At 39.8% G+C, this 24,585-nt stretch carries 17 protein-coding genes; 7 read left to right on the top strand and 10 right to left on the bottom strand.

The window, feature by feature from the left end:
• Window positions 1-14: 14 nt before the first annotated feature.
• The gene (locus tag QX565_RS18695; RefSeq protein WP_289293915.1) at window positions 15-3,731 is read left to right on the top strand and encodes a pectinesterase family protein; all 3,717 of its coding nucleotides are present in this window, start codon (window positions 15-17) and stop codon (window positions 3,729-3,731) included.
• Window positions 3,732-3,792: 61 nt separating this feature from the next.
• Here the strand turns inward: QX565_RS18695 and QX565_RS18690 are convergent, their stop codons facing one another.
• Window positions 3,793-3,957, bottom strand: a complete 165-nt coding sequence (locus QX565_RS18690; protein ID WP_221650597.1) for a hypothetical protein — start codon at window positions 3,955-3,957, stop codon at window positions 3,793-3,795.
• 98 nt (window positions 3,958-4,055) lie between these two features.
• Here QX565_RS18690 and QX565_RS18685 point away from each other — a divergent pair, with 98 nt between their 5' ends.
• Window positions 4,056-8,342 (top strand): hybrid sensor histidine kinase/response regulator transcription factor, encoded by a 4,287-nt coding sequence (locus QX565_RS18685; RefSeq protein WP_289293913.1) that lies wholly within the window; start codon window positions 4,056-4,058, stop codon window positions 8,340-8,342.
• Window positions 8,343-8,424: 82 nt separating this feature from the next.
• Here the strand turns inward: QX565_RS18685 and QX565_RS18680 are convergent, their stop codons facing one another.
• Window positions 8,425-9,057, bottom strand: a complete 633-nt coding sequence (locus tag QX565_RS18680) for a rhomboid family intramembrane serine protease (RefSeq protein ID WP_289293911.1) — start codon at window positions 9,055-9,057, stop codon at window positions 8,425-8,427.
• A 170-nt stretch (window positions 9,058-9,227) separates the two neighbouring features.
• Here QX565_RS18680 and QX565_RS18675 point away from each other — a divergent pair, with 170 nt between their 5' ends.
• The 3 genes from QX565_RS18675 to QX565_RS18665 are packed head-to-tail and all read left to right on the top strand — an operon-like array spanning window position 9,228 to window position 13,864.
• Window positions 9,228-11,168 carry a glycogen debranching enzyme N-terminal domain-containing protein gene (locus QX565_RS18675; RefSeq protein ID WP_221650600.1) on the top strand — a complete coding sequence of 647 codons (1,941 nt, stop codon included), beginning with the start codon at window positions 9,228-9,230 and terminating at the stop codon, window positions 11,166-11,168.
• A 14-nt stretch (window positions 11,169-11,182) separates the two neighbouring features.
• Window positions 11,183-12,451 carry a glycosyltransferase gene (locus tag QX565_RS18670; protein ID WP_221650601.1) on the top strand — a complete coding sequence of 423 codons (1,269 nt, stop codon included), beginning with the start codon at window positions 11,183-11,185 and terminating at the stop codon, window positions 12,449-12,451.
• 15 nt (window positions 12,452-12,466) lie between these two features.
• The gene (locus QX565_RS18665; RefSeq protein WP_289293910.1) at window positions 12,467-13,864 is read left to right on the top strand and encodes a glycoside hydrolase family 57 protein; all 1,398 of its coding nucleotides are present in this window, start codon (window positions 12,467-12,469) and stop codon (window positions 13,862-13,864) included.
• 270 nt (window positions 13,865-14,134) lie between these two features.
• Here QX565_RS18665 and bamH read toward each other — a convergent pair whose 3' ends face one another.
• A complete protein-coding gene (bamH, locus tag QX565_RS18660) occupies window positions 14,135-15,724 on the bottom strand; it encodes a BamH family beta-barrel-assembly machinery protein (RefSeq protein WP_289293909.1) in 1,590 nt (529 codons plus the stop codon).
• Between the two features lie 24 nt (window positions 15,725-15,748).
• Window positions 15,749-16,573 carry a glycogen/starch synthase gene (locus QX565_RS18655; RefSeq protein WP_221650604.1) on the bottom strand — a complete coding sequence of 275 codons (825 nt, stop codon included), beginning with the start codon at window positions 16,571-16,573 and terminating at the stop codon, window positions 15,749-15,751.
• Window positions 16,574-16,819: 246 nt separating this feature from the next.
• Here QX565_RS18655 and panC point away from each other — a divergent pair, with 246 nt between their 5' ends.
• Together panC and panD are read left to right on the top strand one after the other, a co-directional pair.
• The gene (gene panC, locus QX565_RS18650) at window positions 16,820-17,668 is read left to right on the top strand and encodes a pantoate--beta-alanine ligase (RefSeq protein ID WP_289293908.1); all 849 of its coding nucleotides are present in this window, start codon (window positions 16,820-16,822) and stop codon (window positions 17,666-17,668) included.
• Window positions 17,669-17,690: 22 nt separating this feature from the next.
• Window positions 17,691-18,044 (top strand): aspartate 1-decarboxylase, encoded by a 354-nt coding sequence (panD, locus tag QX565_RS18645; protein WP_002559520.1) that lies wholly within the window; start codon window positions 17,691-17,693, stop codon window positions 18,042-18,044.
• Window positions 18,045-18,128: 84 nt separating this feature from the next.
• Here panD and QX565_RS18640 read toward each other — a convergent pair whose 3' ends face one another.
• From QX565_RS18640 to QX565_RS18615, 6 genes are all read right to left on the bottom strand, one after another.
• Window positions 18,129-20,417: a bifunctional dihydroorotate dehydrogenase B NAD binding subunit/NADPH-dependent glutamate synthase gene (locus QX565_RS18640; RefSeq protein WP_221650606.1), complete on the bottom strand. Its 2,289-nt coding sequence runs from the start codon at window positions 20,415-20,417 to the stop codon at window positions 18,129-18,131.
• Between the two features lie 137 nt (window positions 20,418-20,554).
• Window positions 20,555-21,829 carry a serine--tRNA ligase gene (gene serS / locus QX565_RS18635; RefSeq protein WP_289293906.1) on the bottom strand — a complete coding sequence of 425 codons (1,275 nt, stop codon included), beginning with the start codon at window positions 21,827-21,829 and terminating at the stop codon, window positions 20,555-20,557.
• A gap of 225 nt (window positions 21,830-22,054) precedes the next feature.
• Complete coding sequence (gene rpmA, locus QX565_RS18630) at window positions 22,055-22,324, bottom strand: 50S ribosomal protein L27 (RefSeq protein ID WP_002559523.1); 270 nt, start codon at window positions 22,322-22,324, stop codon at window positions 22,055-22,057.
• Between the two features lie 21 nt (window positions 22,325-22,345).
• Entirely contained in the window at window positions 22,346-22,663 is a 318-nt protein-coding gene (gene rplU, locus QX565_RS18625; RefSeq protein WP_251235571.1) for a 50S ribosomal protein L21, read from the bottom strand.
• Window positions 22,664-22,924: 261 nt separating this feature from the next.
• A complete protein-coding gene (locus QX565_RS18620) occupies window positions 22,925-23,602 on the bottom strand; it encodes an HAD-IA family hydrolase (protein WP_289293903.1) in 678 nt (225 codons plus the stop codon).
• 92 nt (window positions 23,603-23,694) lie between these two features.
• Window positions 23,695-24,585 carry a TraB/GumN family protein gene (locus tag QX565_RS18615; protein ID WP_289293901.1) on the bottom strand — a complete coding sequence of 297 codons (891 nt, stop codon included), beginning with the start codon at window positions 24,583-24,585 and terminating at the stop codon, window positions 23,695-23,697.

Raw genomic sequence — 24,585 nt, 5'->3', positions numbered from 1 at the left:
TAAAATAATATATCATGAATAGGAATTTTTTATTAAAAGGCTGTCTGGCTGGAATATTGGGGCTTGCTACACAAATGGTTATAGCTCAAACTTTTGATAACGAAAAAGTGACAGCGACATGGGGAATGTCCGGTGGAGCGAATGAACCATCGCAGGCTATTGTCAGTAATGAACAGGCTTTTAGTACAACTGCTTTTGTCTTGAGTGGAGAGATGACCTTCTCCAAACAACAAGAGTATAAAGGGCTTGACGAAAATCTGAGTATGAATACTTATAAGCCGAGCGCTCAAATGAGTGGGGCAACAGATGGACATGATCTGATTTACTCTATAAAACCAGCTAAAGGATTGACCTTTCAGCCAGGACAGATTTCTTTCAAAATGGGTGTATTTGGCACAGGAGGTGGTATGGTCGATATTTATTTGAAGTACGCCGATGGGACTAAAAAAACGGTGGCAGGTACTATCAAACCCAATCGTTCCGGAACCTCTGTAAATGCCACTGAATGTACATATGATTTAGGTAGTATGTCGGCAACTGATGAAGAACTATCATTGATTATCAGTGTATATAGTCTGGCAAATAATAAAGAAATAGGTTTTAGTAATGTGATGGTTACAGGTACAGTAAATGGTACAGCCGTAGAAGTTCCGCAATATAATGTAGCAACAAGTATGGAACCGGAAAGTGCAGGTACTGTTAATCAGATGCCGGCAGGCAGTTTGATGGATGAAGATACGAAAGTAACTGTTACAGCTTTTCCAAAGTTTGGTTTTCATTTTGTTAATTGGGTGGATAATAGTGGTAAAGAAGTGTCGGCGGAAAATCCATATTCATTTGCAGTAAGAAGTAATACTTCATTGAAAGCTGTTTTCCGGGAAGTGAACACTTATACATTTTCTACCCGTTGCATCAATGATCTGGAAATGCAGATTGGTTCTGTTACATTGAACCCGGAACCAACTGAAGGGAAGTATGAAGAAGGTGTGATAGTAACTGCTACAGCAAACGAACTTCCAATTGCACGATTTTTGAATTGGGAAGATGATTTTGAAAATTCCAGTGTTACAACTGCCGAGCGCAGTGTGACGGTAAAACAAAATACGGAACTTATTGCAAATTATGAGATTCAGGATTTCATTGCCGCTTATAATTCCGATAAAGCAGAGATTTGGGCAAACAAAGGGAATTATCCGTTTGCTGCCGATTATACCTGGGATTCAGAACGTAATGCTACTGCTTCTGTTGTGAAAGTGAATGCCGGAAGTTCATTGAACGGTAATTCGAGTGGTACTCCGGTAGTACGTATGCGCAAGGGAGCTGTCATAAGTTCGGTCAATGGTTTGTATATGAACGGATATCGCAGTACGGATGTGGCAATGCAGATTCAGTTTTCAACCAGGAACTTTACAACCGTTCGTTTCACTGCAGCTTTGGTTGCAAAGAATGCCGCAGCTGTAAACTGGAAGGTGCTTTATTCCACAGATGGTACTATTTATAAACCTGTTACGAATAATAACGAAGAGTTGATTTATAAATTGGTCAACGGACTGGCTACAAGTGTTGATTTTGAATTGTCGGGTGAGGAGTTTGCTGATAAAGAAATGGTATACATTCGCTTTACCGGTACAGGTGATGAGGTTCTTAATGATAACAATGGTGAATATAACTTCGATAAAGTCGATTCGGAAAGTGGTTTGAATTATACCGACCATAGTGAAACCGGTTTGGGTAATATTTATGTATTTGGCACTCCGGTTGTTGAGGAAGATCATGAGGCACCTGCTATCAAAGCTATTGCTCCGGCAGATAAAGCTACTGGTGTATCAGCCAGTGGTAAGATTACGATTTCTTATAATGAACGTATCCAGGCTGGTACAGGAGAGGCTACATTGACTGGAAACGGTAAAACGATTACACTCGAACCGGAATATGGAAGTTCTTCCGTCTCTTTCCGCTATGTAAATTTGGCTTATACGAGCACATATACTTTGGAGCTTCCGGAAGGGTACGTGACTGATCGTTCCGGCAATAATGCACCAGCTGTCAGCAGTAATTTCGCTGTGATGGAGCGTATTAAACCGGAAGCCCGTCTTTTTAATGCGATAGTAGATCAAAGTCTGGAAGTTAGTGTTATGCCGACCTCAACTGCAATAGGTCAATATAAAACGATTCAGGAAGCTATTGATGCTGTGCCGGTGACTAATAACAAACCCTGGCTTATTTTTATAAAAGCCGGATATTATAATGATTTGAATAACCGTACATTCTCTACCGGGAAATATACCTGGGAAGATCAGAGTGGCAAACTATCTGCTTCGGAAGACAGCCGTATTATAGTGGTAGATCGTCCGTTTGTGCATCTCATTGGTGAAGATGTAAATAAAGTAACGATCGCACAAGACCGTATTGCAGGAAGTAATGCTACTGATAAGAGTCAACCTTGGTATAATGTGGCAGAAGGTGCCACACTGGTAATTAAGTCAAATGACTTCTATGCAGAGAATCTGACGATTGATAATGAGTGGTGGACTAAATATGAAGGGAATGAAACACGTGGTCCGCAAGCATTGTCTCTGTATGTAGAAGCAGATCGTGTAGCTTTCAACAACTGCCGTATCCGTTCTTATCAGGATACATATCTGAGTCCGAAAACAGGAAATACGAATACGGGTAATAATCGACCTCACTATTATGACCGTAACTATTTCCGTAATACGATGATTGAAGGTGCAGTCGATTTTATTTATGGAGGAGGTGATGTTTACTTTGATAATTGTACGCTGAATATTGTACGTGAATCGGGAGGTTACATTGTTGCTCCGTCGCATTATACTGATCTTAAAGACAATCAGGGTAATATTACACAAGTAAGTACGCGTTGGGGATATGTATTCAAAAATACAAAGATTACTGCTCCCGATGGTAAGGAAGATAAAACACAGGTATATTTTGGACGTCCCTGGCACAATGAGCCAAAAACTGTATTTATTGATACGGAATGCCGTGTGAAACCGTATGATGGTTATTGGTATCCTACAATGGGTGCTGTGCCTGCTCTTTGGGCTGTGTACAATATATGGGACAAGAACGGATATAAAATGAGCGAAACATCTATCGAAGACTATTGGTACGAAAGCAATGGTGAGACGATTCGTGGTAAAGCCAAAAATTTCCTTACAGATGAAGAAGCTGCTTCGTATACAATAGAAAATGTATTGAGCGGTGACGGAAGTGGTGCTGCTACCGGTATCTGGAATCCGTTACCAATGGTAGAACAAACTGCCAAACCTGTTATTAGTGGGATAGAAGGAACTGCTACATTCGGTTGGATTGCTGATGAATATGCTATCTGCTATGTAGTAAACATTAATGGTAAAGTAGCCGGATTTACTACTGAAACCCACTATGAGGCTAATTTGAATGATGTAGTCACTGTGCAGTCTGTTAATGAATACGGTGCATTGAGTGAGGCTTCTGATGAATTTATAGTAGGAAGCATTGGTACTGGTGTTGAAAATACTACTTTGGAAAACAATATTAGTGTCATAGGGGGTAAGGGAATCATCTCTGTACGTGGTATTGAAACAGCAACAGATATCAATATATACGGTATAAACGGTACTTTGGTACGAAGTCTGGAGGTTTATCGTAATGCATCACTCTCTGTTCCGGCCGGACAATATATCTTGAAGACAAATAATTCGGTATTCAAGGTGTTGGTTTACTGATGAATAGTATAGGTCATCTTGAGGGAGAGAGGGGGCATTGAAAAAGATGTTTCCTCTCTCTTTATACTGTAGCCATACTTTTTAGATTAAGCCCTGTATTTCTCTGTACTGCCATCCTATTGGCAAGGTGTTGCCAACAGAATGGCAAGGTGTTGCCAATGGGATGGCAAAGTATTGCCAACAAGGTGGCAAAACAAACAGTTTTACCCTTTTTGTTTTTCTTCATATAGTATAACTCTATCACGAATTATAAGTGCTTATCCAACAATAATTTTATCATTATTACAGGAAATACGTTATCTTTGTCTATCTCAAAGATTCGTTATGTTTAGATTGCCTCTTATACTTATATCTTTTATTTATCCGTTTATGCTTTCTGCTCAGAGCTTGATGCATATACGTTACTATTCGGCTAAAGATGGATTATCTCAGAATACTGTGACGGATTTTTTGCAAGATGATAAAGGATACATCTGGATATCTACCTGGAACGGGTTAGAAAAGTTTGACGGTTATACATTTCAGAATTATAAATCTTATCCTACAGATGATACCCGCCTGGAATACAATCGTATTCAACAGATTGCAGAGGGCAAAAAAGGGAATATATGGTGTGTTACTTATAATAATTTACTTTATTTGTTTAATACCCAGACTGAAACTTTCCAGAATATCTTTTCCGGATATTCGCATCTTGCTGATTATGGACGGGTAGCGCGATTATATAAGCAGGAGGGTAGCTTACTTTGGTTCAGTAATCAGGCCGGAGATTTATTCAGGCTTGATGAAGACCGATTAGGAGAAACGGATGGAATTGTACACTTGCCTTGTCATTCTTGCGCGGAACACGGAAAGAAAATATATTCTGTTCACAAGGATAAGAAAGGATATGAGTGGATATTGACCGACCGGGGAACTTTCGTTTACGGTCATCCGGAAATACGTACAAAGGTAGAATTGAGGTATATAAAGGAAGTTGATAAGAATACTTTTTTTATCACTCAGAAAGGAGAATTATACGCATTTACACCGCAGATCGGTATTCAGAGTGTCTCTAACCCTTTCCTCATGAAGGAAGTCAGTGGACTTGTTACTATAAAAACAGGCAGGTTGCTGATTCCGGACCAGGAAAAAATTATTGTTTACGATACCCGGAAAAAGAGCTTTGAACAATTATACAAGCAGGCAACTACCGTACCTTTGCATATAACGGGAGCCTTTCATTCAAAACAGGATCAGATTTGGATGTTGGATGGACAAAGAGTGTTATGTTATTCATTTACTGATAGAAAAATGACTGTTTTTCGGGAGAACCTATCAGGTGAAGATACATTTCGCCATATACATGAAGATGAATTCGGAGGAATCTGGTTGATGACCCGTGACGGGAGTTTTTATACTTATAATTCCGGAAGTAACCGATTAGAACCGGCCTACTGTTATACAACAGGACAAAAGGAACCTTACCGGACGGAAGGCAGAGCTTTTTTGCGGGACTCTCATAAGAATCTGTGGGTAAGCCGTAAATATGGCTTTGATAAGATTTATTTTACAAATCGTAATTATGATTATCTTGCTACTACCGGTGGACAGGAAGTGCGGGGCGTATTTATCGATTCAAAAAAACGTCTGTGGATTGCTTCCAAAGAGAATCGGGTAGAGGTGTATGATGCACAGGGTAACTATATAGGTAATATGGATTCCGGAGGTAGATTGCTGAAAGATCAGAATGTATCGTTCGGTAAAAAGGTTTATACTTTTTTTGAGGATAACGAACAACGTATCTGGTTGGGAACCCGTAATCATGGAATTGTAGTAGCGACAGAAAAAGAGGGATCTTTTACTCTTCAGAATTTCCGGCATGATGCACGAAATTCTTATAGCCTCAGTAATGATGCAATTTATACGATTTGCCAGGATACTCGAAACCGTATATGGATCGGGACATTGGGAGGAGGAATTAATCTATTCACCGGATTTCCGGATAATTTCCGTTTTATTCATCCGGGGAATCTGTTGAAAGGATATCCCGATGGATTATGTCATAAAGTACGTAGTTTGCATTGTACACGGGAAGGTGTTATGCTTGCCGGTACAACAGAAGGTTTATTGAGTTTTTCGGATGATTTTCAGAAACCGGAGGATATTGTATTTTATCACAATGACTGTACTGACGGACTCAGTAATAATGATATTATGGACGTGTTGGAAAGTAGGGATGGTAAATTATATATTGCAGCCTACAGTGGAGGGATTTGTTTGGCAAATACAGATTCATTGTTGAATACACGAATTCATTTCAGCTATCTCAATAAAAAGAACGGGCTTCCATCCGACTTGCCACAAGCCATACTGGAAGACAAAGATGGGAATATCTGGATATGTTTTGAGAATTATATTGGTAAATACTGTCCGGAGCGGGGAGAGTTCGAAACGTATGATAGTACAAATCTGCATACAGATTTGCAGGTAAGTGAGGCACATCCGGCTATTGACGAGCAGGGAGCGATGTATATCGGTACGAACCAAGGTGTTTTACGTCTTCGATTGTATGATTTGAAAAAGAGTAATTTTATTCCCCGAATAGTCTATACCGGAGTAAATATTCAAAATAGCGACGGTACTGCCTATACTTCTATTCTTGTGGCAGATTCTCTGGTATTGAGTAAGAAGGAGCGTAATGTGACGATTACTTTTTCGGCACTGGATTATACAAACTCGGAGGCGCTTCAGTATGCTTATCGTTTGAAGGGTATCAATGATCAGTGGGGATATATCGGAGAGAATCATTCCATAGGTTTTGCTAATCTGCCCGCTGGTGATTTTGTATTGGAAGTAAAGTCTACCAATGGAGATGGAGTGTGGCATGATAATATCGCTCCTCTTCATATACATATCCAGCCTCATTTTACAGAGACAATCTGGGCGTGGGTACTTTATGTGTTTATAGTTATAATACTTATTCTGACGGTGTCCGGTATTATAATCTATATTACTAATCTGAAACGGAAAGTAGGCTTTGAAGAACAACTGAGTGACTTGAAGCTACGATTCTTTACAGATATTTCGCACGAACTTCGTACTCCGTTAACTTTGATTTCTGGTTCAGTTGAGGAGATTGTAGAACGGAGACAAATACAGGAAAGTGGAACGGAGAACATTCAGGTGGTCAGGAGGAATGTGAACCGTATGCTAAGGCTTGTTAATCAAATTCTGGACTTCAGAAAGATACAAGGGAGAAAGATGAAACTAAGTATAGTGCAAGGCGATGTGATTGCTTTATGCCGGCAGGTCTGTGAGAATTTTGCACAGTTGTCTCACGAACGTTCTATTCATTTCAACCTAATTCATGAAATGCAGGAAATGCGTTGTTATACGGATATGGATAAATTGGAAAAGATACTTTTTAATTTATTATCCAACGCTTTTAAGTATACAGCTAATGGTAAGGCCATTACTATGACAATCTGTATGAAGTCCGGTAGTTTCTCTATTTGTGTTCGTGATGAAGGTAAGGGGATGGATCTTCGGAAGATTGATAACTTGTTCGAACGTTTTGCTACCTTTGGTAAGGCCGATCCGAATCGTTCCTCCGGTATAGGACTTTCACTGGTGAAAGAATATGCAGATTTACTACATGGTACAGTACAAGTTGAAAGTATACCAGAACAAGGTACAGCTTTTACTATAACTTTGCCTTGTACATATGAAACCTATGCCAATGATCCGAAGGCTGAGTTTATTCTGAATGATGAAATACAGTTTGACTATCACCCGGAAGTACATTCGTCTAATGGGGGAGAGAAGGAGAGAAGTATATTAATAATAGAGGACAATGATGAGCTTCGTCGTTTTCTGATTACTATTTTGAGAGATCGTTACAGTGTGTTGGAGGCTGCTAACGGAAAACAAGGGCTGGAAATTATATCAAAAGAACTGCCGGATTTGATTGTTAGTGATGTGATGATGCCCGAAATGGATGGCATTGAACTGTTGGAGGCAGTAAAGGCGAATCGTGATACTAGCCATATCCCTGTAATTTTACTTTCTGCAAAGGCTTCTGTTGACGATCGTGTCAAAGGATTACAATATGGTGCGGATGATTATATTGCTAAGCCTTTTAATTCTGCTTATCTGAAGGCACGAATTGAATCATTGATACAACAACGTAATTCTCTGGCTGCTTATTATCTCCGGAAGCCCTTGAAAAGATTAGGGAAAACAGTCGATAAACAACCTGATACACAACTTGAACAAATATTAAAGACATTGCCTGCTTTCAATAATTCATTTATTCAGGAAGTCCTCCGGCTGGTTGATGATAATTTGCAAAATCCCGATTTTAAAATTGATGATCTGGCAGAAACAATGAATATGAGTCGTGCTGTATTTTATAGGAAGATTAAAACCTTTACAGGAGCTTCTCCCATTGATTTGGTTAAAGAAATGCGTTTAAAGCGTGCTTTGGAATTACTAGATACCAGTTCATACAGTTTATCAGAGGTCGCTTATCAAAGTGGATTCTCTTCACCTCAGTATTTTAGTCGCGTATTCAAAGAACAGATGCAGTGTACTCCGAATGAATATAAGAGGCGGAAAGTCTTAATTTAGTTGAAAATTGAAAGTTGAAAATTGAAAGTTAGCTGCGCTATCACGCTGCATAGTAACTTTCAATTTTCAACTAAATAAGCTTTCAATTTTCAACTTTCATCTCTTCTTCATCATCGTCATTCTCTTCTTCTTCAAGTGGTTCCGGGCGTTGTGGCCCATAACCTACGAAAGCAAATGCGCAAAGTGTTCCCATTATCGCTCCACTCAGATGCCCTTCCCACGAAGTGTTGGCAGGTGTGAAGTAGGGAATCATTTGCCATACCAGGCCACCATATAGAAAAGTCACCAACAGTGAAATTGCAATTAGGGGGGTATACTTTCTCAGTAACCCACTAAAAAAAAGGAAAAATGCCAGTCCATAGATAATACCACTTGCCCCGATATGCCATCCGGGTTTCCCGATGAGGTATGTGATGGCCCCGCAACCCACCCAGATTATAAAGAATATATATGGAGCAATGCCACGATAAAAGTAAAACAAGCACCAGGATAGAAAAAAAAGTGGAAGTGTGTTGGCTAATAGATGAGGGAAGTTGCTGTGTATCAGTGGATGTGCGAAAATGCCAAACAATCCTCTCTTCTCCATAGGATATACTCCCAGGCGTGTGAAGTCCCAGTCCATGCCAACCTCTAATATTTTTATTATGTAGAGGATAAAAATTAGAAACAAGGGGAGCATCATGGACAGAATGATTTTTCGTAAATCCTGTTTCATATCTCTTCTTTTTCGTTAATTCTTCGCAATGCTACGAATATTTTAAGGAAAATGGAAAATAAAAACCGTTTTTATTTTTGTTTTTACCTATAATTCGTATTTTTGGAAATCATACTATTATATATGTTATGATAACAGAAATATAATTAACCTTTAAATAATGCACAACTATGAGTTATTTACATTTTGACAAGACTCTTATGGTCAATCTTGAGGAATCTTTGCCGAGAGAGATTCTTCGGACAAACCGTTCGGGAGCTTATCATTGTACAACGATTGTGGATTGTAACACACGCAAATACCACGGTTTGCTGGTGATCCCTGTCCCCAACCTGGACGATGAGAACCATGTGCTGCTATCTTCTCTTGATGAAACGGTAATTCAACACGGCGCGGAGTTTAACTTGGGATTGCACAAATATCAGGGTAATAATTATAGTCCTAACGGGCATAAATATATCCGCGAGTTTGATTGTGAACATATTCCGGCTACAACTTACCGTGTTGGAGGAGTTATCCTTCGAAAGGAGAAAATTTTTGTACATCACGAAAACAGGATATTGATTCGTTATACTTTATTGGATGCCCACTCGGCAACTACTTTACGTTTCCGTCCTTTTCTGGCTTTCAGAAGTGTAAGGGAGTATACACACGAAAATGCACAGGCAAGTCGTGAGTATCAATTGGTGGAGAATGGTATAAAAACCTGTATGTATCCGGGATATCCGGAGCTTTTCATGCAATTGAATAAAAAGAATGAATTTCATTTTGATCCGAATTGGTATCGCGGCATTGAATATCCCAAAGAACAGGAAAGAGGTTATGATTTTAATGAAGACCTCTATGTACCGGGTTATTTTGAAGTGGATATAAAGAAGGGTGAAAGTATTGTTTTTTCTGCAGGAATATCAGAAGTATCTCCCCGTCGTTTGAAACAAATTTTTGAGGCAGAGGCTGAAGATCGTACCCCTCGTGATAGCTTCTATCACTGTCTGAAAAACTCAGCACATCAGTTTCATAATAAGCAAGAAGATAATCATTATATACTGGCCGGATACCCGTGGTTTAAATGTCGTGCTCGGGATATGTTTGTTTCGTTGCCCGGATTGACGCTGGCTGTGGACGAAGTCGATGAGTTTGAAGATGTAATGCAGACTGCTGAAAAAGCTATCCGTAATTATATAAATGATGAGCCGATAGGGTGTAAAATTTATGAAATGGATGATCCGGATGTATTGTTGTGGGCGGTATGGGCATTACAACAATATGCCAAGGAAACTTCGCGTGAACAATGCCGTACGAAATATGGTTCTTTGTTAGAAGTTATTATGGAATTTATCCGTCAGCGGAAGCATGATAATCTTTTCCTTCACGAGAATGGATTGCTTTATGCAAATGGTGCGGATAAAGCTATAACCTGGATGAATTCCACGGTAAATGGACATCCGGTAGTGCCTCGTACGGGATACATTGTAGAAATAAATGCACTGTGGTATAATGCACTTCGTTTCGTTGCCGATCTGGTACGCGAAGGAGGAAATGTGATTTTGGCCGATTCGTTGGATGGACAAGCTGCAATAACCGGTGCATCATTTGTGGAAGTATTCCGTAATGAATATGGTTATTTGCTTGATTACGTAGATGGGAATATGATGGACTGGAGTGTACGTCCCAATATGATATTTACTGTAGCCTTTGACTATTCTCCTCTTGATCGTATGCAGAAAAAGCAAGTGCTGGATATTGTAACGAAAGAGTTACTTACTCCGAAAGGGCTTCGTACATTGAGTCCAAAAAGTGGTGGTTATAATCCGAACTATGTTGGTTCCCAGCTGCAGCGTGATTATGCTTACCACCAGGGAACAGCCTGGCCGTGGCTGATGGGATTTTATATGGAGGCCTATCTGCGGATTTATAAGATGAGTGGTATTTCGTTTGTAGAGCGCCAGTTGATTGGTTTTGAAGCTGAAATGACCAGTCACTGTATTGGCTCACTACCTGAGTTATTCGATGGTAACCCACCTTTTAAAGGTCGTGGAGCAGTATCATTTGCGATGAACGTAGCCGAGATTCTGCGTATTTTGAAGTTATTATCGAAGTATAATTTATAAGAGGAGGGACGAAGATGAAAGTTTTAATGTTTGGATGGGAGTTCCCCCCGCATATCTTGGGTGGTTTAGGAACTGCCAGCTATGGTCTGACGAAAGGGATGTCTTTACAAGAAGACATGGAAATTACTTTCTGTATCCCTAAGCCATGGGGAGATGAAGATCAGAGTTTTTTGAAAATTATCGGCATGAACAGTACCCCGATAGTATGGAGAAATGTTGATTGGGATTATGTTAAAAGCCGTGTTGGTTCTTATATGGATCCGCAACTTTATTATGACTTGCGTGATCATATCTATGCTGATTTCAATTATTTGAATACCAATGATCTGGGATGCATCGAATTCTCTGGGCGTTATCCCGATAATCTGCATGAAGAGATTAATAACTATTCCATAGTGGCTGGTGTAGTAGCCCGTCAGCAAGAGTTTGATATAATCCATTCGCACGACTGGCTGACATATCCGGCGGGGTTGCATGCCAAGCAGGTATCTGGCAAACCACTGGTGATTCATGTACATGCTACTGATTTTGATCGTAGCCGTGGAAATGTGAATCCTACAGTATATGCCATTGAGAAGAATGGGATGGATCATGCCGATCATATTATGTGTGTGAGTGAGTTGACTCGTCAGACGGTAATTCATAAGTATTTCCAGGATCCCAAAAAGGTATCTACCGTACATAATGCAGTTTCGCCTTTATCGCAGGAGATACAGGATATAGTTCCGAAAAAGAATCCCAAAGAGAAGGTCGTTACTTTCCTGGGACGTATCACTATGCAGAAAGGTCCGGAGTATTTTGTAGAAGCTGCTGCTATGGTGTTACAGCGTACTAAAAATGTGCGTTTTGTGATGGCTGGCAGTGGTGATATGATGAATCAGATGATTCGTTTGGCTGCCGAGCGTGGTATTGCTGACCGTTTCCACTTCCCCGGATTTATGAAAGGTAAACAGGTATATGAGGTGCTGAAAGCCAGTGATGTGTATATCATGCCTTCTGTTTCTGAACCTTTTGGAATCTCACCATTGGAAGCTATGCAATGCAGTGTGCCGACTATCATTTCTAAACAGTCCGGCTGTGCCGAGATACTGGAAAAATGTATCAAGACAGACTATTGGGACATTCATGCCATGGCAGATGCGGTTTATTCTATTTGTACTTACCCTGCGATGTACGAATATCTGCGTGATGAGGGTAAAAAGGAAGTAGACCAAATCAAATGGGAAAATGTCGGATATAAGGTTCGTGGTATTTACGAAGAAGTAATAAAGAATTATAAATAATAAAATAATATAGATATGAGAACAATCTGTCTTTATTTTGAGATACATCAAATTATTCATCTGAAACGTTATCGTTTCTTCGATATAGGTGCCGATCATTACTATTATGATGATTATGCCAATGAAAATGGTATGAATGAAGTTGCCGAACGCTCTTATATTCCGGCTTTAAGTGCATTGATTGAGATGGTGAAGAACTCCAATGGAGCTTTTAAAGTGGCATTGTCTATTTCGGGAGTTGCGCTTGAACAGCTTGAAATTCATGCACCGGCCGTAGTCGATTTACTGCATCAACTCAATGATACCGGTTGTTGTGAGTTTTTGGCAGAACCTTATTCACATGGTTTGTCATCGCTGGCCAATGAAGACTGCTTTAAGGAAGAGGTGATGCGTATGAGCGACAAAATCAAACAGATGTTTGGTAAAGCTCCGAAGGTATTTCGTAATTCCAGTTTGATATACTCTGATGAAATTGGTGCACAGGTGGCTGCTATGGGATTTAAGGGTATGCTGACGGAAGGAGCAAAATATATTTTGGGTTGGAAGAGCCCTCACTATGTATATCATTGTAATCAAGCACCAAGTCTGAAGCTATTGTTGAGAGATTACAAACTATCTGACGATATTAGCTTGCGCTTCTCTAATTCTGATTGGAGCGAATATCCATTGTTTGCCGATAAGTATATTAGTTGGATTGATGCTTTGCCGCAAGAAGAGCAGGTGATTAATATTTTCATGGAGTTGAGTGCATTAGGTATGGCTCAACCGCTTTCCTCTAATGTATTGGAATTCCTTAAAGCGCTTCCGGCTTGTGCGAAAGAGAAGGGGATTACATTCTCTACTCCAACGGAAATTGTTACCAAATTGAAATCGGTATCTCAATTAGATGTTCCATACCCTATCTCATGGGTAGATGAGGAGAGAGATACAAGTAGCTGGCTGGGTAATATTATGCAGCGTGAAGCTTTTAATAAGCTGTATAGTGTAGCCGAGCGTGTACATATGTGTGATGATCGCCGTATTAAACAAGATTGGGATTATTTGCAAGCAAGTAATAACTTCCGTTTCATGACTACAAAGAATACGGGTATTTATTTGAACCGTGGTATATATGATTCTCCGTATGATGCATTCACTAACTATATGAATATTTTGGGTGACTTTATAAAGAGAGTAAATTCTTTGTATCCGGAAGATATTGACGATGAGGAACTGAATTCTTTGCTCACTACTATTCATAATCAAGGTGAGGAAATAGCAGAACTGCACAAAGAATTGGATAAGTTACATGCAAAAGCTGAAAAAACAAAAGTACCTAAGGCATCAGCCAAGTCCAAAGTGGCTGAAGAAAAGGAGGTAAAGACTGCTCCTAAAAAGGCAGCAACAAAGAAAGTAGCTGCAAAGAAGAAATAGTGTAATTATTTTAGATCTGGAATATTCCTTATATTGCCTCTCTAAGTAGCCAACAGCTCTGAGAGGCAATTTTTTTTATAGAGCTTTGTGGAGGAAAGGATGTTACTTTTTAGTGGTTATTTAAAGTGCACACTTTTACAATATAAATCCGAGACGTTAAAATTTGCATTACAATATCAACGAATAATGCATTTTTCGAATGAGTCAAAATAAAAAGGTGTCTCGAAGTTTATTCCGGACACCTTTTTACATCAGTGATATGTATCTTGGTTATTTTTTATCTTTGTCATCGAAGGAAGTATAGATGATTTCCATTGATAAGCGATCTCCTTCTGATCCACCTTTCAGTTTGGTATATCCTGGCTGTAAATCATTGAGTACACTGATAATGCTACCCAACGCAGTACTGGTATTCTGATCTCTTGTGATAGTTACCGGAACAAGAGCTACTTTATTCCATTGTGTAGCTTTCTCCCACGCTTCGATAGTGGTAACGGGTGTCCCTGTATCAACGTCCAAAATACCTTCTATCTTTCCATCGTTTGCGAGTGCTATGACTGCTGCATCTCTTTCAGCACGACAGGTATTAATCAATCTCGAGATATTGGGAAATACATATTGATTCGTATTAATGGCATTATGTTGGGCAATATAGGATGTAATATCATCATTGACTTTATTCTTTTTAAAGAAATCATCCTTTTCTTTTTCGCGCACCAATAAAACATAACTGGGAGCACCCATACTAAATTTATTCTTATCATTGGTCTGATTGTAATTAGTAAAAGTTAATCTAACTACATTTAGTGTATCATTACGCAATGAATCCAAAATGCCCTTTTGGCTATTATTATTGTTGTTTAGTAACGGTAATGTAGCCTGGGTATAAATTCCTGCTGGAGTTTTAAGATATGTACAACCTGTTTCTTTTACTTTCTCCTTGATTTTATCTTCATCACTTCTGAAAGAATTGGCTTGAATGATTTCTTTGGTTGCAGCAAATGTTCGATAACTATAATAGGTGGAGTCTTCTTCGCTGTTGTACTTCTTAATGTTTATGTAACTATCTTTATCTTTCGCATAGCATTGGTATATGACATGCATTTCTATCTGGTCAATATAAAGGATAGTACCGTCTCCATAATCGTTTTTAACATAGATACCTTTGAACAGGTCTCTGAATATATTTGCGAAATTTTTGCCTCCTTTTTCCGCTTCTCTACTTGCCTTGTAAATTTCTTGTCCTAATTCATAAGGTAAAGTAACGGTTACAGAAGGAATATATCCGCTTAGATTTCTAATAGAATCTTTTACAGATTTATCTACAGCTGTATAAGCCTTTCGTCCTAATAAAAAATTAGGATCGTTTTTAGGATAGAAGTCTTCCGGATTAATATCGGTGTAGTATGCAGCTTCTTTGTCTGTTGCTAAGTCTTTATCTAATCGATAAACACTCAGGCGGGAAGCTGTTAAAGAATCACCGAAATAAGTTCTGTAAGCTAACGTTAATTCAGTACGATAGGTTTTATCTTCGACCATGATTGCATCCGGGTCATCAGGTTTTTCCGGATTGTATACTGCCGGGAAACTGAAGTTGTCAGTACAATGTAGCTGCGTTAGAAATCCGGCTTCGTAATAACCAAATTCCTGATCTGTAAATTTCCCTAAATAGCCAGTACTTGTTTTAGCGAAAACCTGTTCGGCAAGCTTAGACTCGGTTGCTACTTCAAACGTTGCCAGTTTTCCGTTAATAGTCTGGTCACCACCCGGAAACATTCCTAATCCTAATGTACCGGTATTATCATCACATCCAAAAAAAGTGAGAGATAATAGGGCTACCCATAGATATTTTACTTTCATGATCGTCGTATCTTGATTCTAATTTTATTTTTGTTCAGCTTCCCACACCTTGTCGTAAAACTCGTTACAAGCATTAGCATAAACGTCCGGGCTCTGATAATCAAGTACCAGTTTTCCGGATTGACGGGCATAATCCATGATGTCTTCATTGATGTGTTCACTGTTTTGTATCACTCCGTCGGAGTAATCAACTGCAAGTTTGCACAAAGTAGCGTAGTCTACGGGTTCTTTTAGTGTAGTTACATCTTTCTTATTAATACCCTTCAACATGAGTTTGGTTGCAAAGTCATTGCTTAAAGTGCTTTTGAAATCATCCTCATATACAGAGAATATCACTTTTGCATCCCGGAAGGAGGGTTCGTCTTTATATGCTTTCTTGATATATAATGGAGCCAGTGCAGTCATCCAACCGTGACAGTGAATAACATCCGGAGTCCAGCGCAATTTTTTTACAGTTTCCAATACGCCTCTGGCATAAAAGATGGCTCGGCTGTCGTTGTCATCGTATTCTACTCCGTTTTCATCAGCTGTTTGCATTCTATTCTGGAAATAATCATCATTATCAATGAAGTACACTTGCATGCGGGCTGATTGTATGGAAGCAACTTTAATAATCAATGGATGGTCGGTATCATCAATAATCAGATTCATACCGGAAAGACGTATCACTTCGTGCAGTTGATTTCTACGTTCGTTGATATTTCCCCATTTGGGCATGAATGTTCTGATCTCTCTGCCTTTTTCCTGAATAGCCTGAGGTAGGTTTCTGCCTATATTAGCCATCTCAGATTCTGAAACGTAAGGAGTAATCTCTTGTGTAATAAATAAAACCTTATTCGCCTTTGTCATAATAACAATCCTTCTCGTAAATATTCTGCAAAGATATAAAAAAAAAAGGGCATTAAAGCAAGCTATTGCGCGGTATAATTCCTTATGAATTGTTAAGTTGTTGATTATCAGTTGTTGTTTACCGCTTGCCTGTTCTGCTTACCTCTCTTCCTTTTGCATTAATTTGCGATATTTCTTCTTTATATGGTAAATAATGGTTTATTTTGCACAGTTTTTTAAACAAGATAGAATAATAAACCAATTAAAATGAAAATAATACATACGATCAAGGACTTACAGGCCGAATTGTCGGAACTGAAAGCCCAAGGGAAAAAGGTAGGTTTGGTACCTACTATGGGTGCTTTGCATGCAGGGCACGCATCACTTGTGAAGCGTAGTGTAAATGAGAATGATGTAACAGTAGTGAGTGTTTTTGTAAATCCGACTCAGTTTAATGATAAGAATGATTTAGTGAAATATCCGCGTACGCTGGATGCTGATTGTAAGTTACTGGATGCTTGTGGAGCTACTTTGGTATTTGCTCCTTCGGTAGAGGAAATATATCCGGAGCCGGATACGCGCCAGTTTAGTTATGCGCCGTTGGATACAGTAATGGAGGGTGCTTTTCGGCCGGGACATTTCAATGGGGTATGTCAGATTGTGAGTAAGCTGTTTAATATAGTGGAACCGGATTGTGCCTATTTTGGTGAAAAGGATTTTCAGCAATTGGCTATCATTCGCGAAATGGTGCGTCAAATGAAGTTTGATCTTAAAATAGTAGGCTGTCCTATCGTTCGTGAAGAAGATGGATTGGCATTGAGTAGCCGTAATGCTCGTTTATCGGCAGAAGAACGTGAAAATGCTTTAAATATTTCTCAGACATTATTTAAAAGTCGTACCTTTGCAGCCACTCATTCGGTGAGTGAGACGCAAAAGATGGTGGAAGATGCTATTGCTGCTGCACCGGGACTTCGCCTGGAGTATTTTGAAATAGTAGACGGAAACACTTTGCAGAAAGTTGGAGATTGGAATGATACTTCGTATGTAGTAGGTTGTATAACTGTTTTTTGCGGAGAAGTGAGGCTGATCGATAATATTAAATACAAAGAAGTTTAAACCTAAAAAAGACCAAATCCCTATGATGATTGAAGTGCTAAAGTCGAAGATTCATTGTGCACGTGTCACAGAAGCAAATCTGAATTACATGGGTAGCATTACGATTGATGAAGACTTGTTGGATGCGGCTAACATGATTGCTGGTGAGAAGGTGTATATCGCTGACAATAATAATGGTGAGCGTTTTGAAACCTATATTATCAAAGGTGAACGTGGTTCGGGTAAAATTTGCCTGAACGGTGCTGCAGCGCGGAAAGTGCAACCGGATGATATTGTAATTATCATGTCGTATGCATTAATGGATTTTGAAGAAGCTAAATCGTTTAAACCGACAGTGATCTTTCCGGATCCGGTAACGAATAGCGTAGTGAAGTAAAAAGAGAGTGTTACTCTTGATATATAAAGAAACGCCGTTTACTATTGTGTAAGCGGCGTTTCTTTGTTCTTATTCGGGCAGATCTTAGTTTTTTAGTTGTTTGTTCATAGCTGCTGCTGCTTTACGTCCATCACCCATGGCAAGGATTACTGTAGCACCACCACGTACGATATCACCACCAGCATAAATTGTAGGGATAGATGACTGCATATTATCATTTACCGTGATTGTTCCTCTGCGGCCTACTTCCAGTCCCTTGATGGAACTAGGTACAATCGGGTTAGGCGATACTCCTACACTGACAATGGCGAGGTCAATATCAATTGTTTCTGTTGCACCGGGAATCGCTATCGGACTACGACGCCCAGAAGCGTCCGGTTCTCCAAGTTCCATTTTTTGCAAGATTACCTGTTTCACGCGTCCTTGTTCGTCGGCCAGATATTCAATTGGATTATGTAAGGTAAGGAATTCTACCCCTTCTTCTTTGGCATGCTTAACTTCTTCCAGACGGGCAGGCATTTCTTCTTCCGAACGGCGGTAGATAATCATGGCACGTTCTGCGCCGAGGCGTTTTGCTGTACGGACAGAATCCATGGCAGTATTGCCACCGCCGATAACAGCAACATTTTTACCAAAAGCAACCGGAGTGTCAGAATCAGGACTGGCAGCGTCCATCAGGTTAACACGAGTCAGATATTCATTGGATGACATAATGTTGATCGAGTTCTCTCCGGGGATATTCATGAAGTTTGGTAATCCTGCACCGGAAGCTACGAAGATACCTTTGAAACCTTCTTCTTCCAATTGTTCAACACTGATTGTTTTGCCAACGATACAGTCTTTGATAAATGTTACACCCATTTGTGCCAGATTGTCAATTTCAACATCCACAATTTTATTAGGTAGACGGAATTCGGGGATACCATATTTCAATACGCCTCCTATTTCGTGCAATGCTTCGAATACAGTAACGTCGTATCCGTATTTTGCCATATCTCCTGCAAAGGAAAGACCCGCAGGGCCGGAACCGATTACAGCTACTTTGACGCCATTCTTTTCTGCTATTTCAGGGACAGAGATTTGTCCGCTTTCCCGTTCGTAGTCAGCAGCAAAACGTTCAAGGTGACCGATGGCAACTGCTTCTTTGCCCATTTTCAGATGAATACATTTTGATTCACACTGTTTCTCTTGAGGACACACACGACCACATACGGCAGGCAATGCACTGGTTTCTTTCAGTGTTTTGGCTGCTTCCAGGAATTCACCACGTTCAATGTTTTTTATGAAACGGGGAATATCGATTCCAACCGGGCAACCACTCATGCATCCTGGGTTAGCGCAATCCAGACAGCGTTTGGCTTCCATAACAGCCTGTTCTTTGGTCAGCCCCTGGTTCACTTCTTCTTTACGGCTATGCGAACGATATTCGGCATCAAGCTCGTTCATCTTGCAACGTTCAATGTTAGAACGCTCTTTTGCTTTTATACTTTTACGTAGTTCTTCACGCCAGATAGCATTACGGCTGTTTTCGTCTGTTGCTTTGGTGGCTTCACAATGTGTTTCAAGTTTGTGCATTTCTTCCCGTTCTACACTTTTGAAAGCACCCATACGTTTTAGCATTTCGTCGAAGTCTACCTGATGTCCGTCAAATTCCGGTCCATCTACGCATACGAATTTAGTCTTTCCACCGATAGTAATACGGCAGGCACCACACATGCCAGTACCATCTACCATGATAGTATTTAATGATACATCTGTCGGGATTTCATATTTCTTGGTCAGCAGACATACGAATTTCATCATGATGGCAGGGCCAATAGCGAAGCATTTATTTACTTTTTCACGTTTGATTACTTCTTCTACTCCTTCTGTCACAAGACCTTTGCGTCCATAAGAACCGTCATCTGTCATAATGATAACTTCATCAGAACTTTCGCGCATCTCTTTTTCAAGGATAATGAGCTCTTTGCTACGTCCTGCAAGGACAGTAATCACACGATTTCCGGCTGCTTTTAGAGCTTGTACGATGGGCAACATCGGGGCAACACCTACACCACCACCGGCGCAAACCACAGTTCCGAAGTTCTCGATGTGTGTAGCTTGTCCCAACGGACCTACAACATCGGTAATGTAATCACCTTCTTTCAGTTCGCAAAGGCGGGTAGAAGAGAGACCTACTTCCTGTACAACCAGCGTGATGGTGCCTTTCTTTACGTCAGCGCCTGCGATGGTTAACGGCATACGTTCTCCTTTTTCGCCTACACGAACAATAACGAAATGTCCTGCTTTACGTGATTTTGCTATCAGAGGAGCTTCTATCTCCAGTTTAAACACTTTCTCAGAAAAATGTTCTTTGCTAATGATTTTGTTCATTATCTAATTAATTTGTTGGAATTACTACGTAACTGCTATCAGAATGATATTTTGGCAAAGATACAGCTTATTTGGGAAATAATAAAAGAAAAGCTGCCTTTTTGGGGCAGCTTCCTTTTTATCTATACTAATTCCTTTTAATTGATCATTTCAAATCCGCAGTATGGAACCAATGCTTTTGGAATTTTGATTCCTTCCGGTGTCTGATTGTTTTCGAGCAATGCGGCAACGATACGAGGCAATGCCAGAGCCGAGCCATTTAAAGTGTGGCAAAGTTCTGTTTTCTTTTCTCCACTGCGATAACGACATTTCAAACGATTTGCCTGGTAAGTATCAAAGTTAGAGACAGAGCTAACCTCTAACCATCGTTTTTGTGCTTCTGAATATACTTCGAAGTCAAAACAAAGAGCGGCTGTGAAACTCATATCACCACCACAGAGGCGGAGAATACGATAAGGAAGTTCTAATTTTTGTAACAGACCTTCTACGTGATTCAGCATTTCCTGATGTGATTGTCTGGAATGTTCCGGTTTGTCGATGCGTACCAGTTCTACTTTAGAAAATTCATGCAAACGATTCAGTCCACGAACATCTTTACCGTAAGAACCGGCTTCGCGACGGAAACATTGTGTATAGGCACAGTTCATAATAGGAAGCTGCTTCTCATCTAAAATAACATCACGGTAAATATTGGTAACCGGCACTTCTGCTGTTGGTATAAGATAAAGATCATCTACTTCACAATGATACATTTGGCCTTCTTTATCAGGAAGCTGTCCTGTTCCATAACCGGAAGCTGCATTTACTACTGTCGGAGGCATGATTTCCGTATAACCAGACTTGCGTGCTTCGTCCAGGAAGAAATTAATGAGGGCACGTTGCAATTGTGCACCTTTACCTTTATAAACAGGAAAACCTGCTCCGGTGATTTTTACACCGAGATCAAAATCGATAAGGTCATATTTTTTTGCCAGTTCCCAGTGAGGAAGAGCGTCTTTGGGAAGCTCAGTTTCCATACCACCTATTTTTTCCACTACATTATCTTCGGCTCCTACACCTTCCGGAACTTCATCATAGGGTATATTGGGGATAGTATACAACAGGTTCTGAAGTTCTGTTGCAGCTTCTGTCATAGTAGTATCTAATGCTTTGTTACCTTCTTTCAGTTCGGCAACACGCGTACGGGCAGTTTCTGCTTCTTCTTTTTTTCCTTCTTTCATCAGCTGACCGATAGTTCTCGACAATGAGTTAACTTCTGCCAGATTTTTATCTAATTCATTCTGTGTATTACGTCTCTTGTCGTTCACTTCAATCACCTTGGCGATAGTTGCAGCGGCATCTTTGAAGTGCTTCTTTTCCAAACCGCGGATTACCGCGTCGGTATTTTCTGTAATTTGTTTAATAGTAAGCATATCGATACTTTTTTATGAACATTTATCTTTGAGTGCACAAAGATAATGCAAACCGAGAGCAAAATAAAATGAACTCGTTCATTTTTTATGCCAAGGTGCAGCTTATTTTCGCTTTTCTGCAAAGATAAATAAAAATACATAGATGGTGTTCTTTGGATACATAAAAAAGAAAGGAGATACAATCACCTGGATTGCATCTCCTTCTTTATTTCTTAAATGTAAACTTTATGCTTCTGTCTTTTCAGCAGGGATGATAGATACATATCTTCTATCTTCTCTGGTTACTTTGAAGCTAACAGTTCCGTCTACTAAAGCGAAAAGAGTGTGGTCCTTACCCATACCGATGTTTTCACCCGGGTGGAATTCAGTACCTCTTTGACGAATGATGATATTACCTGCTTTGCAAGCTTCGCCACCAAATATCTTAACGCCTAATCTCTTGCTGTGTGATTCGCGGCCGTTCTTAGAACTACCGACACCTTTTTTATGTGCCATTTCTTCTTACTTTTAAATTGATTAAGCTACTACTTCTGTGATTGTTAACTCTGTGAACTGTTGGCGATGGCCATTCAGTTTTCTGTGACCTTTTCTTCTTTTCTTATGGAAAACAAGAACTTTATCACCTTTTACCAAATTTGAAACAACCTGGCAAACAACTTTTGCACCTTCTACAGTAGGAACACCTACAGTAATGTTTCCGTCTTTGTCTACCAAAAGAACCTTGTCGAATTCTACTGTTGTACCGTTTTCTGCATTTTGGATGTGGTGTACAAACAGTTTTTTGCCAGCTTCTGCTTTGAACTGCTGACCGTTAATTTCTACAATTGCGTACATCTTATATTAAATGTATAAGTTAGCTCCGTCGGGTGGTCTTTAATCACTTAGAGAACACTTTGTCGAACCCGGTGCGGAATAATCGGGCACAAAAGTACAGAAATAATTCTTATCGGGCAAATTTTTCTTTCTTTAATTTCTATGCAATCTCTATTAGCTCACCGTCTATTACTGTCAATGAGAAAACTTTATGTTAATTACAGTACAAGTATAGCTAATAAGATGATGGTAAACATACAACGCATGTTTCAGGTCATGAAGCTATCTGTCGTGTATTCCGGAGGAGAAAAGTGTTTTCGGCAAATCTGTTAGTTCACGGAGGTTACTGATTATTTTCACATGTGGATATTGAGCCAGCTCTTCAGACCGGGTTACTCCACTTGTTATTCCCGTGAAACTGACGCCTGCTGCCTGGGCTGTTTTAGCGTCAACGGTACTGTCTCCTATGTACATTGTTTCTTCCGGTGTGACATTCAGCTTTTTCATGGCAAACAATAATCCTTCGGGGTTAGGTTTGGGATGACTTACGTCTTCGCCTCCGACAATGATATCGAACCATTCTTCAGGGAGCTGCTTTCTCATAAAGTCTTGAATGCGGAAACGATATTTGGTGGAAATAATTCCGAGGCGATTCCCTTCTTCTTTTAGTTTGAGTAGGGTAGGAAGGGTGTCGTCAAAGAGATGAGTATTGATATTCATATATTGGTCTGACTCTTTGGAATACTCTTTTCTAAGCGCAGCCAATTGCTTGGTATCCATAATTCCGGTGAGTATACTAAACGACTCTTCAAGAGTTTTACCAATCGTACGTTTGATAGCATCATCCGTAACGTCTGTATAGTTATGGCGCTGAAGTACATTTCTGAAGCAAAGAATAATGCCGCAGGATGAATCTGCCAATGTATAATCAAAGTCGAATAAGTAGGTCGTGTAGCTCATTTGTCCCATTTTTGGGCAAAGGTAGAAAGATTAGTTTAAAAGTGTACACTCGGTAAGGTGAAAGTGTACACTTCCTATTGATTATCAGGTTTCTATTTAACTGGGTCTACAGTATATCCCTGTTGCTTTAGCAGGTTCAGTATTCCATTTTCTCCCGGTAAGTGTAAAGCACCGACGGCAATAAACGTCGGAGCTTCTTTCATAATGGCAGGTAATTGTTTCGCCCATTTTTTATTACGGTCATCAATCAGCGTTACTTTTTCTTGTGGAGTCATTTCACATTGTGGACCTCCTAACGATTCATCTGCAATTTTACTCATTGCGTCTAAATCCTGTGCCATATAGGTAGCAGTCATTCTTTGGGTTTGATCAATGGTTGGTTCCACATTATTCAACATGCAGAGTAATTGTTCGGCTTGACGTCTCAGGGATGTTTGGTTATATAGCAAATTCATTTGGAATTCGATCGTTTCAAGTCCGTCTGTTTTCTTCCCTTTTTCGGTGGCTTGTGTCTGAAAATAAGTGTCCAGTTGCTCCTGTGGATTATAGCCACCTACGTGCTTCATATAGAGAATTACTACCAGATTATTACTGAGAAAGGCTGGTTTAACTTTAGGCATCATGGCTATGTCAAACATCAGATTCTCTTTTGCAAACTTATTGATTTGTTCGTATTCTTCCTCTGTAAATAGTGATTTGAAAGTAGTATCTGTTTCGATGGTCATATACTTCTTCATCATTTCGGCTACCTTGGTGGGGCTTTGCATTTCGCTCATTTTCAATTCGCCATATACTTGCTTTGTATTATCAAGTGCTGCTTGCAATCCCTGGATACTATCTTTGATACTGAGTGAGGCAAGGTGATGTGTTCCCATAACATAAGAGGGTTGTGTCAGTCCGTTACCAGATATTTTCCACAATAACTGCGCGTTCGCACTCAGTGCGAAACAACAAATGAGAAGGCTTCCTAATATTTTCTTCAT

It is taken from the genome of Bacteroides sp. 41_26, assembly GCF_949740115.1.
In the GTDB taxonomy this organism is placed as follows: Bacteria; Bacteroidota; Bacteroidia; order Bacteroidales; family Bacteroidaceae; genus Bacteroides; species Bacteroides nordii.
Note: the sequence above shows the minus strand (reverse complement) of the source record. Positions and strands in the feature narration are given on the sequence as shown.

Coding starts and splice junctions, on each gene's coding strand:
- rplU (WP_251235571.1), bottom strand. CDS start 22,663: ATGTACGCAATTGTAGAAATTAACGGTCAGCAGTTCAAAGCAGAAGCT.
- QX565_RS18695 (WP_289293915.1), top strand. CDS start 15: ATGAATAGGAATTTTTTATTAAAAGGCTGTCTGGCTGGAATATTGGGG.
- QX565_RS18640 (WP_221650606.1), bottom strand. CDS start 20,417: ATGAACAAAATCATTAGCAAAGAACATTTTTCTGAGAAAGTGTTTAAA.
- QX565_RS18620 (WP_289293903.1), bottom strand. CDS start 23,602: ATGAGCTACACGACCTACTTATTCGACTTTGATTATACATTGGCAGAT.
- QX565_RS18655 (WP_221650604.1), bottom strand. CDS start 16,573: ATGACAAAGGCGAATAAGGTTTTATTTATTACACAAGAGATTACTCCT.
- QX565_RS18675 (WP_221650600.1), top strand. CDS start 9,228: ATGAGTTATTTACATTTTGACAAGACTCTTATGGTCAATCTTGAGGAA.
- panD (WP_002559520.1), top strand. CDS start 17,691: ATGATGATTGAAGTGCTAAAGTCGAAGATTCATTGTGCACGTGTCACA.
- rpmA (WP_002559523.1), bottom strand. CDS start 22,324: ATGGCACATAAAAAAGGTGTCGGTAGTTCTAAGAACGGCCGCGAATCA.
- QX565_RS18615 (WP_289293901.1), bottom strand. CDS start 24,585: ATGAAGAAAATATTAGGAAGCCTTCTCATTTGTTGTTTCGCACTGAGT.
- panC (WP_289293908.1), top strand. CDS start 16,820: ATGAAAATAATACATACGATCAAGGACTTACAGGCCGAATTGTCGGAA.
- bamH (WP_289293909.1), bottom strand. CDS start 15,724: ATGAAAGTAAAATATCTATGGGTAGCCCTATTATCTCTCACTTTTTTT.
- QX565_RS18665 (WP_289293910.1), top strand. CDS start 12,467: ATGAGAACAATCTGTCTTTATTTTGAGATACATCAAATTATTCATCTG.
- QX565_RS18670 (WP_221650601.1), top strand. CDS start 11,183: ATGAAAGTTTTAATGTTTGGATGGGAGTTCCCCCCGCATATCTTGGGT.
- QX565_RS18690 (WP_221650597.1), bottom strand. CDS start 3,957: ATGAAGAAAAACAAAAAGGGTAAAACTGTTTGTTTTGCCACCTTGTTG.
- serS (WP_289293906.1), bottom strand. CDS start 21,829: ATGCTTACTATTAAACAAATTACAGAAAATACCGACGCGGTAATCCGC.
- QX565_RS18685 (WP_289293913.1), top strand. CDS start 4,056: ATGTTTAGATTGCCTCTTATACTTATATCTTTTATTTATCCGTTTATG.
- QX565_RS18680 (WP_289293911.1), bottom strand. CDS start 9,057: ATGAAACAGGATTTACGAAAAATCATTCTGTCCATGATGCTCCCCTTG.